Here is a 14,241-nt window from a genome sequence, read left to right as displayed (position 1 = left end):
CGTTAACCGTTGTTATTACGGCTGCCGGAGCGGCGACTGCTGCTCACCTGGCTGTGGCGCTTCACGGCGCGACGGATCTGATTCGCCTTCATACGACGACGATCTTTTTCCACCGCCACTTTAGAGGTGGTTTCCGGCGTCAGGCCGACCAGCTCGCGCAGGTAGTTGGTTTGGGTCAGATCCAGTTCGGTATAACCCCCACGCGGCAAACCTTTCGGCAGCAGGATGTCGCCGTAGCGGACGCGGATCAGGCGGCTAACCTGCACGCCTACCGCTTCCCAGAGACGACGCACTTCGCGGTTGCGGCCTTCGGTCAGGGTCACGTTGTACCACTGGTTAATGCCTTCCCCACCGGTAAACTTGATGGTTTTGAACGCCGCAGGACCGTCTTCCAGCTGAACGCCACGCGAGAGATCGCGCAGTTTATTCTCATCAACCTGGCCGAACACGCGCACCGCGTATTCACGTTCCACTTCACGGCTTGGATGCATCAGACGGTTTGCCAGTTCACCATCGGTGGTAAACAGCAGCAGACCGCAGGTATTCACGTCCAGACGACCAACGGCAATCCAGCGAGCGCCACGCAGTTTAGGCAGACGGTCAAACACCGTCGGGCGACCTTCCGGGTCATTGCGGGTACACAGCTCGCCTTCCGGCTTGTAGTAAGCCAGCACGCGGCAGATTTGTTCAGCGGACTCTTTCACGGAGATAAGATGACCGTCGATACGGATCTTCAGCCCCGGTACGATTTCTACGCGGTCACCCAGCGTGGCGATTTTACCGTCCACACTCACGCGGCCCGCTTCAATAATGGCTTCGATTTCACGGCGTGAACCGTGGCCGGCACGCGCCAGCACTTTCTGTAACTTCTCGCTCATTGAGCTTCCTCAGGTGTCGCCTTCACAGGCGTCTGGTGTGCATTTTAAAACAACGAGTTAGCACCAATAACAACTTAACTCACTGATATGTAACTATTTCATGGTACACAGCATGGCAAACAATATGTCACAAAGGCTGTCACACACAATGATTCGTGGGCGCACATACTACACTAACTTTAGACTAAATGATTCAACAAGTTTTGTTCGTCTGACTCTCTGTACTGATAACCTTCCATTACGAAACGCAGTTTTGCTTATGTCTCATACTTGTTGCGCTTGTAACCATTGCTTGTAAAATGACCGCTACGATTATATCCATAATAAGTAGAGGGATTTATGAAGCAGTACACCAACAACCTTACACCAGAGATGCTGGCAGCCTTTGACAAGTCACCATTTACAACCGAACAACTCGCCGCAATGAACGACGAAACCCGTTCTCTCATCGAAAAACAAAACGCCTACAATCTCGCTCATCCAGTTACGGCAGCTTATCTGATCGCTACAGAGGGCAGCTTGACACGTAATGGTGGGAAAGTTTTCAGTGAATATAACGAACGGCAGATCAAACTTGATGACGGCACAATGCTAAACGTGTCTCGAGTTGGCGATAAAGTGCGTTACCCAGATGGAACGTCCGCGAAGATCTCCAATGGTGCGGGAAACACACCAGGCGAATCTATTGCCCTTGTTGGTAGCTCGCTGGATAACGGCGATGAAATTATTAGCTGCCCACAAAATGCCGGAAGAAGAGTAGTCCGAGCCGGGGAATCGTTGCCAGAAAACTTTCTGAAATAAGGCGGTCACTATGGCATCGGTTAACAGAGGCTGCACAGTTCACGGTAAGAACGTTGGTCTACACGGAGATAAAACCTCTACAGGCGCACAATGTATTGCCGCCCGCCCCGGTATGTCTGTTATGGGCTTGTGGAAACTCTACATCGGCGATAAGACCACTCCTTGCCCGAAATGCGGGAAAGTGGGGGTAATTGTGAGCGGCGATCCTCGCTGTTCCAATAGCGCCGCAGTCGCCGTGGATGGTGCAGAAATCCACTGCGGTTGTCCACAGGGTACTAATTTTCTTATCGCGCCTGGTACCATTGAGGTTAATACCCCTTCCTGGGCTATAGCGCCAGTAGAGCCAGTGCAGCACGCACAGGTAGCGAAGAAAAAAAACAGCTTTGCTGACACCTGCAAGCCAGAAGATAACCTGTTATTGAACGGTGTTTACATATGGACTGAAACCAAAAAGGCAGGCCACGCTTTCGTTTCTGTGCATGAGAATAACCATGTCTACCTTTACACATACGGACGCTACGGTAGAACCAATCCTGGAGGGTTTACGGGCGATGGCATTCTCAACTTTCTGCAAGATGAAGATGCGAGTGTGTACTATCGTTCTGAACTGTATGAAATGGATGCTCGTGTCTTCCGAATAGATGATGCTAATCCAGAACGGATAAGAAAATTCTTCGAAGACCTATGGAACAGCAGTAAACCATCGTTCCAAACGTCAAACATGAAAGCAACCACCCGGAGAAGAGGCCGCACCATTGACGGGTATGATGTGACAGGCAGAAACTGCACCACACACTCAGTCGAAGGGATCAAGTTTTCGGGCTCAAAGGTATTCGAGAACGGTTACACATCGACGACGACACAGATGCCTATAGATGCAGAGGAGGATTTTACCATTCCTGTATCACTGCAAAGATTTCTCATCGCAAAATGTGCAGACATGTCCTCAATGCTTGTCGTTGAGATGACAAATACATTTAAAGAGCAATACCCTAATTCAGGCTTTTTGCAGCCATTCCAGGAAACTCCCGGTGGGAAATTCCAGCATATTCTTACTAATGGTGCGGCTATTGGAGATTCATTTTCTCCATATTCAGGCGGCACTGTAGGCGGCGTATTAGGTGGTTCGTATGACGATGACAAGTAGAACTAAAACTATTCTCCGATGGGGCGGAATCTGCATTGTATCGCTTTGCTACTTTATCGGGTTGGCGCTAGCGACATTCTCATTTTCTGCTTTCAGCGAGAATGAAAGTATGCAATTTTCTGACCCTGTACCGTTGAATGAATACCATGCTTCGATTGATTCTATCCTTCAAGCTACAGGCGTAGTTTTTGATGCAGCAATTTACGGATTTGTGATTTGTGTCCCGCTGATCCTACTCATCTTCAAAAAGGTGAGATGACCGCCAAAGGCTGGAGAGATCCAGCCTCCGCTCTTCCCTTAATTTGAGGCATTAAAAACCTTCATTACAAGAAAGGCTTTACGTCACCCACCCCTTCACGAATCACTTCCGGTGCATCTTCGGTTAAGTCGACCACGGTGGTCGGCTGCTGGCCGAGATAACCGCCGTGAATAATCAGCTCGACCACCTTCTCCAGACGATCTTTGATCTCTTCCGGATCGGACTCGGTAAACTCGCTGCCGGGCAGCATCAGCGAGGTAGACAGCATCGGTTCGCCGAGGGTTTCCAGCAGCGCCTGCGCTATCGGGTTCGACGGCACGCGCATACCGATAGTCTTACGCTTTTCCTGCAGCAGGCGGCGCGGCACCTCTTTCGTCCCTTTCAGGATGAAGGTGTAGTTACCCGGCGTATTGTTCTTGATCAGGCGAAACGCCACGTTATCGACGTAAGCATAGGTCGACAGCTCAGAAAGATCGCGGCACATCAGGGTAAAGTTATGGCCGTCCGGCAGCTGGCGAATACGGCAAATACGCTCCATTGCCCCTTTGTCTTCAATTTTGCAGCCCAGCGCGTAGCCTGAATCGGTCGGGTAGACAATCACGCCGCCTTTGCGGACGATCTCCACCGCCTGGTTAATCAAACGTGGCTGCGGGTTATCCGGATGGATATAGAAAAACTGACTCATACTTCCCTCTCTTCAATTTGCTGCGGCTGTTCCCAGAGCTGCCAGACCGGCTCAACGCCAGCGGGCAGCCAGAGCTTGCGCCCCAGTTCGATCCACGCGCAGGGCTGATGAAAATCAGAGCCCTGTGACCCAAGCAGGCCGAACTGGCGGGCATAGGTCGCGAGCTGGGCGCGCTCGTTGGGCGCCTGCTGACACTGGGCGACCTCCATCGCCTCGCCACCGCATTCGGCAAAGTGTGCCAGCAGCCTTTTCAGCCATTTAGCAGAAAGATTATACCGGCCCGGATGGGCCAGCACGGCCTTACCGCCAGAATGATGAATCACATCAATAGCTTGTTTTATTGTACACCACTGTGGCGGAACGTATCCGGTTTTCCCGCGCGCCAGATATTTTTTAAAGACATCCGCCATCGTCGTGGCTTTACCCGCCTCTACCAGAAAACGGGCGAAATGACCGCGCGTGACCGCCCCGCCGTTCGCCAGCTTTTGGGCACCTTCCAGCGCGCCCGGAATATGTGCCTTTTCCAGACGCTCGCCGATCATCTCTGCGCGCTGGTTGCGGCGCGTTTTTTGTTCTTGCAAAAAGGCAGTAAGTGCCGGATGGTCTATATCGATGTTCAGGCCAACGATATGAATCTCATGGTTTTCCCAGACGGTCGAAATTTCGACGCCGGACACCAGATTGAGCGCCAGCCCGCTGCGGGCGATCTCGGCGCGCGCCGCCGGTATTGCATCCGTCGTATCGTGATCGGTTATCGCCAGCGTACCGACGCGCATTTCAACGGCACGATGAACCAGGGCTTCGGGTGTCAGCAGGCCATCAGAGGCCTGAGTATGGCTGTGTAAATCATAAATAATAGCATAGGTGGTATCGCTCAAAGCACTTCCCATAACAGGTTGGAGACATCCGAAACCATCATGATACCGACTTATATCGAAATTCTGAAATCAAGGGTTGACAATACGCCATCGAACTAGTTAACTAGTACGCAAGTTCACACGAGAAAGGTATCTGAAAATGACAGCGCATTTCACTCTGCACGGTTGGTGGCGTACTTCCTGATCTTCGGGCAGTGTCACGCGTCTGCGAAATGCAAACAGATACCCAGCCCGCTTCCAAGCGGGCTTTTTTTTGAACAGAAAATGAGAACAATATAATGCAAACAGCCAAACCTCATCTCGAACTGCTGACCTGCGAGGCGGCCTACCGCCACAACCCGACCGCGCTGTTTCATCAGGTCTGCGGGGCACGCCCGGCAACGCTGCTGCTGGAATCTGCGGACATCGACAGCAAGGACGATCTCAAGAGCCTGCTGCTGGTCGACAGCGCGTTGCGCATTACCGCTCTAGGTGACACTGTCACAATTAAGGCCTTATCAGACAACGGCGCATCACTGCTGCCACTGCTAGATGCCGCCCTGCCTTCAGGCATTGAAAACGAACGTCATCCAGAAATGCGCATTCTGCATTTCCCGCCGGTTAGCCAGCTGCTGGATGAAGACGCGCGCCTCTGCTCCCTGTCCGTCTTTGATGCCTTCCGCCTGCTGCAGAACCTGGTCACCGTTCCGCACGATGAGCGTGAAGCGATGTTCTTTGGCGGGCTGTTTGCCTACGATCTGGTCGCCGGCTTTGAAGATTTACCGGAAACCGAGCAGGGCAATCGCTGCCCGGACTATTGTTTCTATCTGGCCGAAACCCTGCTGGTGATCGACCATCAGAAACAATACACCCGCATTCAGGCCAGCCTGTTCACGCCTTCGACCGCTGAGAAAAACCGTCTTGAGCATCGCATCGCGCAGCTTCAGCAGCAGATGACGGAAGCGCCTCCAGCGCTTCCGGTGCAGCGAGTGGAAAAAATGACCTGCGATGTGAACCAGACCGACGATCAGTACGGCGCAGTGGTTCGCCAGATGCAAAAAGCGATTCGCTCCGGGGAAATTTTCCAGGTTGTACCGTCCCGTCGCTTCTCGCTGCCCTGCCCGTCTCCGCTGGCGGCCTACGACGTGCTGAAAAAGAGCAACCCGAGCCCGTACATGTTTTTCATGCAGGACAACGACTTCACGCTGTTCGGCGCCTCGCCGGAAAGCTCGCTGAAGTACGACGCCACCAGCCGCCAGATTGAAATTTACCCGATCGCCGGAACCCGTCCGCGCGGACGTCGCGCTGACGGCTCGCTGGATCGCGATCTCGACAGCCGCATCGAGCTGGAAATGCGCACCGACCACAAAGAGCTCTCCGAGCATCTTATGCTGGTTGACCTGGCGCGTAACGACCTGGCACGCATTTGCACCCCGGGCAGCCGCTACGTGGCGGATCTGACCAAAGTTGACCGCTATTCGTTCGTGATGCACCTGGTCTCTCGCGTGGTCGGTGAGCTGCGCCACGACCTCGACGTGCTGCACGCCTACCGCGCCTGCATGAATATGGGCACCCTGAGCGGCGCGCCGAAAGTGCGCGCCATGCAGCTGATTGCCGCCGCCGAAGGGCGTCGTCGCGGCAGCTACGGCGGCGCGGTGGGTTACTTCACCGCCCACGGCGACCTCGATACCTGCATCGTGATCCGCTCCGCCTATGTAGAAGACGGCATTGCCACCGTCCAGGCGGGAGCCGGGATTGTTCTTGATTCCGTTCCGCAGTCTGAAGCTGACGAAACGCGCAGTAAAGCCCGAGCGGTCCTTCGCGCCATTGCTACCGCACACCATGCACAGGAGATTTTCTGATGGCTGACATTCTGCTGCTCGATAATATCGATTCCTTTACCTACAACCTGGCAGATCAGCTGCGTGCGAATGGCCATAACGTCGTTATCTATCGCAACCACGTGCCGGCCCAGACCTTGATTGACCGTCTGGCCACCATGCAAAACCCGGTGCTGATGCTCTCTCCGGGGCCAGGCGCGCCGAGCGAAGCGGGCTGTATGCCGGAGCTACTGACCCGTATGCGCGGCAAGCTGCCGATTATCGGCATCTGCCTCGGCCATCAGGCGATTGTGGAAGCCTACGGCGGCTACGTTGGCCAGGCGGGAGAGATCCTGCACGGTAAAGCGTCCAGCATCGAACATGACGGCCAGGCGATGTTTGCCGGGCTGCCGAATCCGCTCCCGGTCGCGCGCTACCACTCGCTGGTCGGCAGCAACATTCCCGCCGTGCTGACCATTAACGCCTCGTTTGAAGGGATGGTGATGGCGGTGCGTCACGACGCGGATCGCGTCTGCGGGATGCAGTTCCATCCGGAATCCATCCTGACCTCTCACGGTGCCCGCCTGCTGGAGCAGACGCTCGACTGGGCGTTACAGAAGCTGGAGCAGACCAACACCCTGCAGCCGATTCTGGAAAAACTGTACCAGGCGCAAACCCTGAGCCAGCAGGAGAGCCACCAGCTCTTCTCCGCCGTGGTTCGCGGTGAGCTGAAGCCGGAACAGCTGGCGGCCGCGCTGGTGAGCATGAAGGTCCGCGGCGAAAGCCCGCAGGAGATCGCCGGTGCCGCTACGGCCCTGCTGGAAAATGCCGCCCCGTTCCCGCGCCCGGACTATCAGTTTGCCGATATCGTCGGTACCGGCGGTGATGGCAGCAACAGTATCAATATTTCGACCGCCAGCGCCTTCGTAGCGGCAGCGTGTGGTTTAAAGGTCGCGAAGCACGGTAACCGCAGCGTGTCCAGCCGGTCAGGTTCTTCCGATCTGCTCGCCGCATTCGGCATTAATCTCGATATGAACGCCGAACGTTCCCGTGAAGCGCTGGATGACCTGGGCGTCTGCTTCCTGTTTGCGCCGAAGTATCACACCGGTTTCCGCCACGCAATGCCGGTTCGTCAGCAGCTGAAAACCCGCACGCTGTTTAACGTGCTCGGCCCGCTGATCAACCCGGCCCATCCGCCGCTGGCGCTGATCGGTGTCTACAGCCCGGAACTGGTCCTGCCGATTGCCGAGACGCTGCGCGTGCTGGGTTACCAGCGTGCCGCCGTGGTGCACAGCGGCGGAATGGATGAAGTGTCTCTGCATGCCCCGACGCTGGTAGCCGAACTGCGCGACGGTGAAATCCTGAGCTACCAGCTCGAAGCCGCTGACTTTGGTTTAACTCCGTATCACCAGGAAGCGCTGGCAGGCGGTACCCCGGAAGAAAACCGTGACATTCTGACGCGCTTATTACAAGGTAAGGGAGAGGTCGCCCATGAGGCCGCCGTTGCCGCCAACGTCGCCATGCTGATGCGTTTGCACGGTGAGGAAGACCTTAAGGCCAACGTTCAAAAAGTTCTGGATGTACTGCGCTCCGGTGCAGCTTACGATCGCGTTACCGCACTTGCGGCAAGAGGGTAAAGAATGCAGACCGTTTTAGCGAAAATCGTTGCCGATAAGGCCATCTGGGTGGAAGCCCGCAAGCAACAGCAGCCGCTTGCCAGTTTCCAGAATGACGTCGTCCCGAGCAGCCGTCGTTTCTATGACGCCCTGCAGGGTGCGCGCACCGCGTTTATTCTTGAGTGCAAAAAAGCGTCCCCGTCCAAAGGCGTTATCCGTGACGATTTCGACCCGGCGCGCATTGCCGGTATTTATAAGCATCATGCCTCAGCCATCTCCGTGCTGACGGATGAGAAATATTTTCAGGGCAGCTTCGATTTTCTGCCGATCGTCAGCGGCATCGCGCCGCAGCCGATCCTGTGCAAAGACTTTATTATCGACCCTTATCAGATCTGGCTGGCGCGCTTTTACCAGGCTGACGCCTGCCTGCTGATGCTCTCGGTGCTTGACGACGAGCAGTATCGCCAGCTCTCTGCCGTCGCGCACAGCCTGAAAATGGGCGTACTGACCGAAGTGAGTAATGAAGAGGAGCTGGAGCGCGCGATTGCGCTGGAAGCCAAAGTGGTTGGCATCAACAACCGCGATCTGCGCGATCTGTCAATCGACCTGAACCGCACGCGCCAGCTGGCGCCGCGTCTGGGCGCTGGCGTCACGGTGATCAGCGAATCCGGCATAAACAGCTACGCCCAGGTGCGCGAGCTGAGCCACTTCGCCAACGGTTTCCTGATTGGCTCCGCTATGATGGAACATGACGATCTCAATGCGGCAGTGCGTCGCGTGCTGCTGGGTGAAAACAAAGTCTGCGGCTTAACCCGCGAACAGGACGCCCAGGCCGCGTATGAAGCCGGAGCGATTTATGGCGGGCTGATTTTTGTGGATTCCTCTCCTCGCGCGGTGAGCGAAGAGCAGGCGCGTAAGATCATCGCCGCGGCACCGCTCAGCTATGTTGGCGTGTTCCGCAATGCGGATATCGCAGAGGTGGTTGTAAAAGCCGACGCGTTATCCCTGAGCGCGGTGCAGCTGCACGGCGATGAGGATCAGGCCTATATCGATGCCCTGCGCGCCACGCTGGCGCCGCAGGTACAGATCTGGAAAGCGCAAAGCGTTGGCGATACTTTGCCCCCGCGTAACCTGAACCACGTGGATAAATACGTCCTTGATAACGGCCAGGGCGGAACCGGCCAGCGTTTTGACTGGTCTCTGCTGAACGGCGAAAAGCTGGACAACGTCCTGCTGGCGGGCGGATTAAGCCCGGATAACTGCGTAGAAGCCGCGAAAACCGGCTGTGCAGGCCTCGATTTCAATTCAGGCGTAGAGTCCCAGCCGGGTATTAAAGATGCCAGCAAACTGGCCTCGGTTTTTAAAACTCTGCGTGCATATTAAGGAAGAGAAGATGACGACATTACTTAACCCGTATTTTGGTGAGTTCGGCGGGATGTACGTCCCGCAAATCCTGATGCCCGCGCTGCGCCAGCTGGAAGAAGCGTTTGTCAGCGCGCAGAAGGATCCGGCGTTTCAGGCCGAATTTACCGACCTGCTGAAAAACTATGCAGGCCGCCCAACGGCCCTGACCAAATGCCGCAATCTGACGGAAGGCACGAAAACCACGCTGTATCTTAAGCGTGAAGACCTGCTGCACGGCGGCGCACACAAGACTAACCAGGTGCTGGGCCAGGCGCTGCTTGCGAAGCGTATGGGCAAAACCGAAATCATCGCCGAAACCGGCGCAGGCCAGCATGGCGTGGCTTCGGCGCTCGCCAGCGCCCTGCTCGGTCTGAAATGCCGCATCTATATGGGGGCGAAAGACGTTGAGCGTCAGTCTCCAAACGTTTTCCGTATGCGTCTGATGGGTGCAGAAGTGATCCCGGTGCACAGCGGCTCCGCGACGCTGAAGGATGCCTGTAACGAAGCGCTGCGCGACTGGTCTGGCAGCTACGAAACCGCGCACTATATGCTCGGTACCGCGGCGGGCCCGCACCCGTTCCCGACCATCGTGCGCGAATTCCAGCGCATGATCGGGGAAGAGACCAAAGCGCAGATCCTCGAAAAAGAGGGTCGTCTGCCGGATGCGGTCATCGCCTGCGTCGGCGGCGGATCTAACGCCATCGGTATGTTCGCAGACTTTATCGACGACACCAGCGTGGGTCTGATTGGCGTCGAGCCTGCGGGTCACGGCATTGAATCGGGTGAACACGGCGCGCCGCTGAAACATGGCCGCGTGGGGATCTACTTCGGCATGAAATCCCCGATGATGCAGACCGATGAAGGCCAGATTGAAGAGTCTTACTCTATCTCTGCCGGCCTCGACTTCCCATCCGTCGGGCCGCAGCACGCCTATCTGAACAGCACCGGTCGTGCGGACTATGTCTCCATTACCGATGACGAAGCGCTGGAAGCGTTCAAAACGCTGTGCCGCAGCGAAGGGATCATCCCGGCGCTGGAGTCTTCACACGCTCTGGCCCATGCGCTGAAATTGATGAAAGACAATCCGGAAAAAGAACAGCTGCTGGTGGTAAACCTTTCCGGACGCGGTGACAAAGATATCTTCACCGTTCACGATATTCTGAAAGCACGAGGGGAAATCTGATGGAACGCTACGATAACGTATTTGCAGAACTGAAATCCCGCCAGGAAGGCGCGTTCGTTCCCTTCGTCACCCTGGGCGATCCGGGCCCTGAACAGTCGCTGAAGATCATCGACACCCTGATTGAAGCCGGTGCCGACGCGCTGGAGCTGGGGATCCCGTTCTCTGACCCGCTGGCGGATGGCCCGACCATCCAGAATGCGACGCTGCGCGCATTTGCCTCAGGCGTTACGCCGACCCAGTGCTTCGAGATGCTGGCGGCAATTCGCCAGAAGCATCCGACCATTCCCATTGGCCTGCTGATGTACGCCAACCTGGTGTTCAACCGCGGTATCGATGAGTTTTACGCCGAGTGCGCACGCGTAGGCGTCGACTCCGTTCTGGTCGCCGACGTGCCGGTCGAGGAGTCCGCGCCGTTCCGCCAGGCTGCGATGCGTCACAACGTCGCCCCGATTTTCATCTGCCCGCCGAACGCGGATGACACACTGCTGCGCCAGATAGCCTCTTACGGGCGCGGCTACACCTACCTGCTCTCCCGCGCAGGCGTAACCGGTGCCGAGAATAAAGCCGCCCTGCCGCTGCATCATCTGGTGGAAAAGCTGGCCGAGTACCATGCCGCGCCGCCGCTGCAGGGCTTCGGGATCTCCTCTCCGGATCAGGTCACCGCGGCGATTGACGCGAAGGCTGCGGGTGCCATCTCCGGCTCTGCGATTGTGAAGATCATCGAGAAGAACGTGGACAAACCCGAGCAGATGCTGGCCGAGCTGAAAGCGTTTGTGACGGCCATGAAGGCGGCGACGCTTAAAGCCTGACCCCTCCACCGTCTGGCACCCCTGCCAGACGGTTACCCTTTCTTCCCCGCCATCAACAAAGGATTACGTCAAAATTGATCCTTTCGATATTTTCGGTGTGAATGGCTTTTCAAACTGTTATGTAAGCGTATGATCTGGACTCTTTTTTATCTTTAATCCTTCTGAGTTCAGAGGCTTATTCATGTCATGGCAATCCTTCAAACAGACTTACCTGGTTAAGTTCTGGTCACCCGTTCCGGCTGTTATCGCGGCTGGCATTCTCTCTACCTACTATTTCGGCATTACCGGCACCTTCTGGGCCGTGACCGGCGAGTTCACCCGCTGGGGTGGTCAATTGCTGCAGCTCGCTGGCGTGCATACCGAAGAGTGGGGTTACTTTAAACTCATCCATCTGGACGGCACGCCGCTTACCCGCATCGACGGGATGATGATCATCGGCATGTTCGGCGGCTGCTTCGCGGCGGCGCTGTGGGCAAACAACGTTAAGTTGCGTATGCCCAAAAGCCGGATCCGCATTCTTCAGGCAGTTGTCGGCGGTATCATTGCCGGGTTTGGCGCCCGTCTGGCGATGGGCTGTAACCTGGCCGCTTTCTTTACGGGGATTCCTCAGTTTTCGCTTCACGCCTGGTTCTTTGCCGTCGCCACGGCCATCGGCTCTTACTTTGGCGCAAAATTTACCCTGCTGCCGCTGTTTCGCATTCCAGTGAAAATGACCAAAGTCAGCGCAGCGTCTCCGTTAACCCAGAAGCCCTCTCAGGCACGCCGCCGTTTCCGTCTCGGAATGCTGGTCTTTTTCGCTATGGTGGCATGGGCGCTGTGTACGGCTCTGAACCAGCCCAAACTCGGTCTGGCGATGCTGTTCGGCGTGGGTTTTGGTCTGCTCATTGAACGCGCGCAGATCTGCTTCACCTCCGCGTTTCGCGATATGTGGATCACCGGCCGCACGATGATGGCGAAGGCGATTATCGCCGGGATGGCGGTCAGCGCCATCGGCATCTTCAGCTATGTTCAACTGGGCGTCGAACCGAAAATCATGTGGGCCGGCCCTAACGCGGTCATTGGCGGCCTGCTGTTCGGCTTCGGGATCGTGCTGGCCGGCGGGTGTGAAACCGGCTGGATGTATCGCGCCGTCGAAGGACAGGTGCACTACTGGTGGGTGGGTCTTGGAAATGTGATTGGCTCGACGGTCCTGGCGTACTTCTGGGACGATTTGTCCCCGGCGCTTGCCACAAGTTGGGACAAGGTCAACCTGCTGAGCACCTTCGGCCCTCTCGGCGGCCTGCTGGTCACCTACGCCCTGCTGTTGGTTGCTTTTTTACTGGTCGTCGCACAGGAGAAACGTTTCTTCCGCCGTGCGGGCGTTAAAACAGAAACGCAGGAGAATGCTGCATGAAAGAGATCGTGCCTGATTATCGTCTGGATATGGTTGGCGAGCCCTGTCCATATCCGGCGGTGGCTACGCTTGAAGCGCTACCGCAGCTAAAGAAAGGGGAAATTCTGGAGGTGGTGAGCGACTGCCCGCAGTCCATCAACAACATACCGCTGGATGCAAAAAACCACGGTTATACGGTGCTGGATATCCAGCAGGATGGCCCAACCATTCGCTATCTGATTCAAAAATGATCCCTAAGGGCCTCGCCCGGGGCCTTTATCGTATTGAATTATAAGACATCTTGATCCACGGCAAAAACGCGATTTTTGACTTAAGTAAAATCTCATTTCCCTTTTGAAGGAGGTTTTCGCGATTTGATGTATTTACGAGCTTTACTGGTTTTCGCCTTATTGATTCCCTTCCATGCGCTGTCCCTGAATTTCTCTTCCACCTTCCTGCGCCTTGATTGTCCGCAAAGAGGACTTGTCGAGGTTATTCTGCACGTCTATGACCATACCCAGGAACGGTGGCGCGGCCATTTTGAAACCGGCGCGGGACATAAACGTGCGGGTGATACCGAAATTATCCCGTTTGCCAATGGCGATATTCTCTTCCATTCCCTGTCCAGCGACGCTTTCAGCTATTTATATGATGGGGAAACGATCCTGAGGCACTGCGTAAAGCTTGATGAGCGGCCGGTTTATCCGTCGTTTTGAAGTGAGCAAAGCAAACTGGCCACCCTGTGGCCAGTTTGACGGGGGATCAGAAACGATAACCCGCAGAGAACATAAACACCCACGGATCCAGTCGCGTGTTGATGCTTTGCTGCTGACCGCCCGCCTTGAAGCGTACGTCCGTATCAATATCCATATACCAGACGGAGGCGTTAATTAACCAGTCGCGGTTAATCAGGTAATCCAGACCGACCTGCCCCGCCATGCCCCACGAATCTTTCAGGCTGAGGTCAGTCAGACCGGCCTCTTTACCGGTATCGTTAAACTTCTCGTCAAAGAAGGTGGTGTAGTTCAAACCAGCGCCAATATAAGGGCGCACCTTGCTGCTTGAGTCGCCAAAGTACCATTGCGCCATCAGCGTTGGCGGTAAATGGTGAACCGTTGCAATATCACCGGTTGCGCCCAGACCCACGCGATGACGGAACGGCGTTGCAGCAAGAAGCTCAACACCAACGTTTTCCGTCGCCATATAGGTGAACGTTAACCCTAACTGGGTGTTATTACTGACGTTAAAACCGCCCATACCCAGCACGTTATCCGATCCTTCAGTTGGGCGAACCGTAGCCGAACCGGCACGAATAAAGAATTCGCCTGCTTCATGCGCGTACGCGCCGCCAGAGAGACTGCTTAATACAAGGGCTGCCACCGCTAATTTTTTCATATCCGCTCCATCGTT

Annotated in this window: 15 protein-coding genes and 1 other annotated feature; of the genes, 10 read left to right on the top strand and 5 right to left on the bottom strand. The window is 55.8% G+C overall.

Annotation, left to right across the window (positions count from 1 at the left end; all coding sequences use genetic code 11):
- Nucleotides 1-2 precede the first annotated feature (2 nt).
- Nucleotides 3-878: a 23S rRNA pseudouridine(2605) synthase RluB gene (gene rluB / locus UR504_RS12260; RefSeq protein WP_023312076.1), complete on the bottom strand. Its 876-nt coding sequence runs from the start codon at nt 876-878 to the stop codon at nt 3-5.
- A gap of 339 nt (nt 879-1,217) precedes the next feature.
- Here rluB and UR504_RS12255 point away from each other — a divergent pair, with 339 nt between their 5' ends.
- Entirely contained in the window at nt 1,218-1,679 is a 462-nt protein-coding gene (locus UR504_RS12255; protein ID WP_248174407.1) for a hypothetical protein, read from the top strand.
- Nucleotides 1,680-1,689: 10 nt separating this feature from the next.
- Nucleotides 1,690-2,826, top strand: coding sequence for a PAAR domain-containing protein (locus tag UR504_RS12250; RefSeq protein WP_248174409.1), 1,137 nt, complete (start codon nt 1,690-1,692; stop codon nt 2,824-2,826).
- 323 nt (nt 2,827-3,149) lie between these two features.
- Here UR504_RS12250 and UR504_RS12245 read toward each other — a convergent pair whose 3' ends face one another.
- Together UR504_RS12245 and rnm are read right to left on the bottom strand one after the other, a co-directional pair.
- Nucleotides 3,150-3,770, bottom strand: a complete 621-nt coding sequence (locus tag UR504_RS12245) for an L-threonylcarbamoyladenylate synthase (RefSeq protein ID WP_003856793.1) — start codon at nt 3,768-3,770, stop codon at nt 3,150-3,152.
- Nucleotides 3,767-4,648 carry an RNase RNM gene (gene rnm / locus UR504_RS12240; protein WP_115875441.1) on the bottom strand — a complete coding sequence of 294 codons (882 nt, stop codon included), beginning with the start codon at nt 4,646-4,648 and terminating at the stop codon, nt 3,767-3,769. Before rnm ends, UR504_RS12245 begins: the two co-directional genes overlap by 4 nt.
- Nucleotides 4,649-4,787: 139 nt before the next feature.
- Here rnm and trpL point away from each other — a divergent pair, with 139 nt between their 5' ends.
- From trpL to yedF, 8 genes are all read left to right on the top strand, one after another.
- A complete protein-coding gene (trpL, locus tag UR504_RS21560) occupies nt 4,788-4,832 on the top strand; it encodes a trp operon leader peptide (RefSeq protein ID WP_106993556.1) in 45 nt (14 codons plus the stop codon).
- Nucleotides 4,809-4,903, top strand: a sequence feature (Trp leader region). It overlaps the preceding gene by 24 nt.
- Nucleotides 4,904-4,926: 23 nt before the next feature.
- Complete coding sequence (locus UR504_RS12235; RefSeq protein ID WP_302235353.1) at nt 4,927-6,489, top strand: anthranilate synthase component 1; 1,563 nt, start codon at nt 4,927-4,929, stop codon at nt 6,487-6,489.
- Entirely contained in the window at nt 6,489-8,084 is a 1,596-nt protein-coding gene (gene trpD, locus UR504_RS12230) for a bifunctional anthranilate synthase glutamate amidotransferase component TrpG/anthranilate phosphoribosyltransferase TrpD (RefSeq protein WP_302235352.1), read from the top strand. Before UR504_RS12235 ends, trpD begins: the two co-directional genes overlap by 1 nt.
- 3 nt (nt 8,085-8,087) lie before the next feature.
- Complete coding sequence (gene trpCF, locus UR504_RS12225; protein WP_302235351.1) at nt 8,088-9,446, top strand: bifunctional indole-3-glycerol-phosphate synthase TrpC/phosphoribosylanthranilate isomerase TrpF; 1,359 nt, start codon at nt 8,088-8,090, stop codon at nt 9,444-9,446.
- Between the two features lie 10 nt (nt 9,447-9,456).
- Nucleotides 9,457-10,650: a tryptophan synthase subunit beta gene (gene trpB, locus UR504_RS12220; protein ID WP_045908896.1), complete on the top strand. Its 1,194-nt coding sequence runs from the start codon at nt 9,457-9,459 to the stop codon at nt 10,648-10,650.
- Nucleotides 10,650-11,459: a tryptophan synthase subunit alpha gene (gene trpA, locus UR504_RS12215; protein WP_252093087.1), complete on the top strand. Its 810-nt coding sequence runs from the start codon at nt 10,650-10,652 to the stop codon at nt 11,457-11,459. The genes trpB and trpA overlap by 1 nt, the downstream gene beginning before the upstream one ends.
- A gap of 181 nt (nt 11,460-11,640) precedes the next feature.
- The gene (gene yedE, locus UR504_RS12210) at nt 11,641-12,852 is read left to right on the top strand and encodes a selenium metabolism membrane protein YedE/FdhT (RefSeq protein WP_115875447.1); all 1,212 of its coding nucleotides are present in this window, start codon (nt 11,641-11,643) and stop codon (nt 12,850-12,852) included.
- Complete coding sequence (gene yedF / locus UR504_RS12205; protein WP_003856774.1) at nt 12,849-13,082, top strand: sulfurtransferase-like selenium metabolism protein YedF; 234 nt, start codon at nt 12,849-12,851, stop codon at nt 13,080-13,082. Before yedE ends, yedF begins: the two co-directional genes overlap by 4 nt.
- A 156-nt stretch (nt 13,083-13,238) precedes the next feature.
- Here yedF and UR504_RS12200 read toward each other — a convergent pair whose 3' ends face one another.
- Both UR504_RS12200 and ompW read right to left on the bottom strand, forming a co-directional pair.
- Entirely contained in the window at nt 13,239-13,448 is a 210-nt protein-coding gene (locus UR504_RS12200) for a hypothetical protein (protein ID WP_158285465.1), read from the bottom strand.
- 145 nt (nt 13,449-13,593) lie between these two features.
- On the bottom strand, nt 13,594-14,226 hold the full coding sequence (ompW, locus tag UR504_RS12195) for an outer membrane protein OmpW (RefSeq protein ID WP_115875450.1): 633 nt from the start codon (nt 14,224-14,226) through the stop codon (nt 13,594-13,596).
- Nucleotides 14,227-14,241: the final 15 nt, after the last annotated feature.

Origin of the sequence: Enterobacter sp. 241F3 (genome assembly GCF_034106785.1) — a bacterium.
GTDB classification, from domain to species: domain Bacteria; phylum Pseudomonadota; class Gammaproteobacteria; order Enterobacterales; family Enterobacteriaceae; genus Enterobacter; species Enterobacter vonholyi.
Note: the sequence above shows the minus strand (reverse complement) of the source record. Positions and strands in the feature narration are given on the sequence as shown.

Bases quoted from the DNA above. Each gene is read 5' to 3' on its own strand.
- rluB (WP_023312076.1), bottom strand. From the start codon at position 878: ATGAGCGAGAAGTTACAGAAAGTGCTGGCGCGTGCCGGCCACGGTTCA.
- UR504_RS12255 (WP_248174407.1), top strand. From the start codon at position 1,218: ATGAAGCAGTACACCAACAACCTTACACCAGAGATGCTGGCAGCCTTT.
- UR504_RS12250 (WP_248174409.1), top strand. From the start codon at position 1,690: ATGGCATCGGTTAACAGAGGCTGCACAGTTCACGGTAAGAACGTTGGT.
- UR504_RS12245 (WP_003856793.1), bottom strand. From the start codon at position 3,770: ATGAGTCAGTTTTTCTATATCCATCCGGATAACCCGCAGCCACGTTTG.
- UR504_RS12235 (WP_302235353.1), top strand. From the start codon at position 4,927: ATGCAAACAGCCAAACCTCATCTCGAACTGCTGACCTGCGAGGCGGCC.
- trpD (WP_302235352.1), top strand. From the start codon at position 6,489: ATGGCTGACATTCTGCTGCTCGATAATATCGATTCCTTTACCTACAAC.
- trpCF (WP_302235351.1), top strand. From the start codon at position 8,088: ATGCAGACCGTTTTAGCGAAAATCGTTGCCGATAAGGCCATCTGGGTG.
- trpB (WP_045908896.1), top strand. From the start codon at position 9,457: ATGACGACATTACTTAACCCGTATTTTGGTGAGTTCGGCGGGATGTAC.
- trpA (WP_252093087.1), top strand. From the start codon at position 10,650: ATGGAACGCTACGATAACGTATTTGCAGAACTGAAATCCCGCCAGGAA.
- yedE (WP_115875447.1), top strand. From the start codon at position 11,641: ATGTCATGGCAATCCTTCAAACAGACTTACCTGGTTAAGTTCTGGTCA.
- yedF (WP_003856774.1), top strand. From the start codon at position 12,849: ATGAAAGAGATCGTGCCTGATTATCGTCTGGATATGGTTGGCGAGCCC.
- UR504_RS12200 (WP_158285465.1), bottom strand. From the start codon at position 13,448: ATGGAAGAGAATATCGCCATTGGCAAACGGGATAATTTCGGTATCACC.
- ompW (WP_115875450.1), bottom strand. From the start codon at position 14,226: ATGAAAAAATTAGCGGTGGCAGCCCTTGTATTAAGCAGTCTCTCTGGC.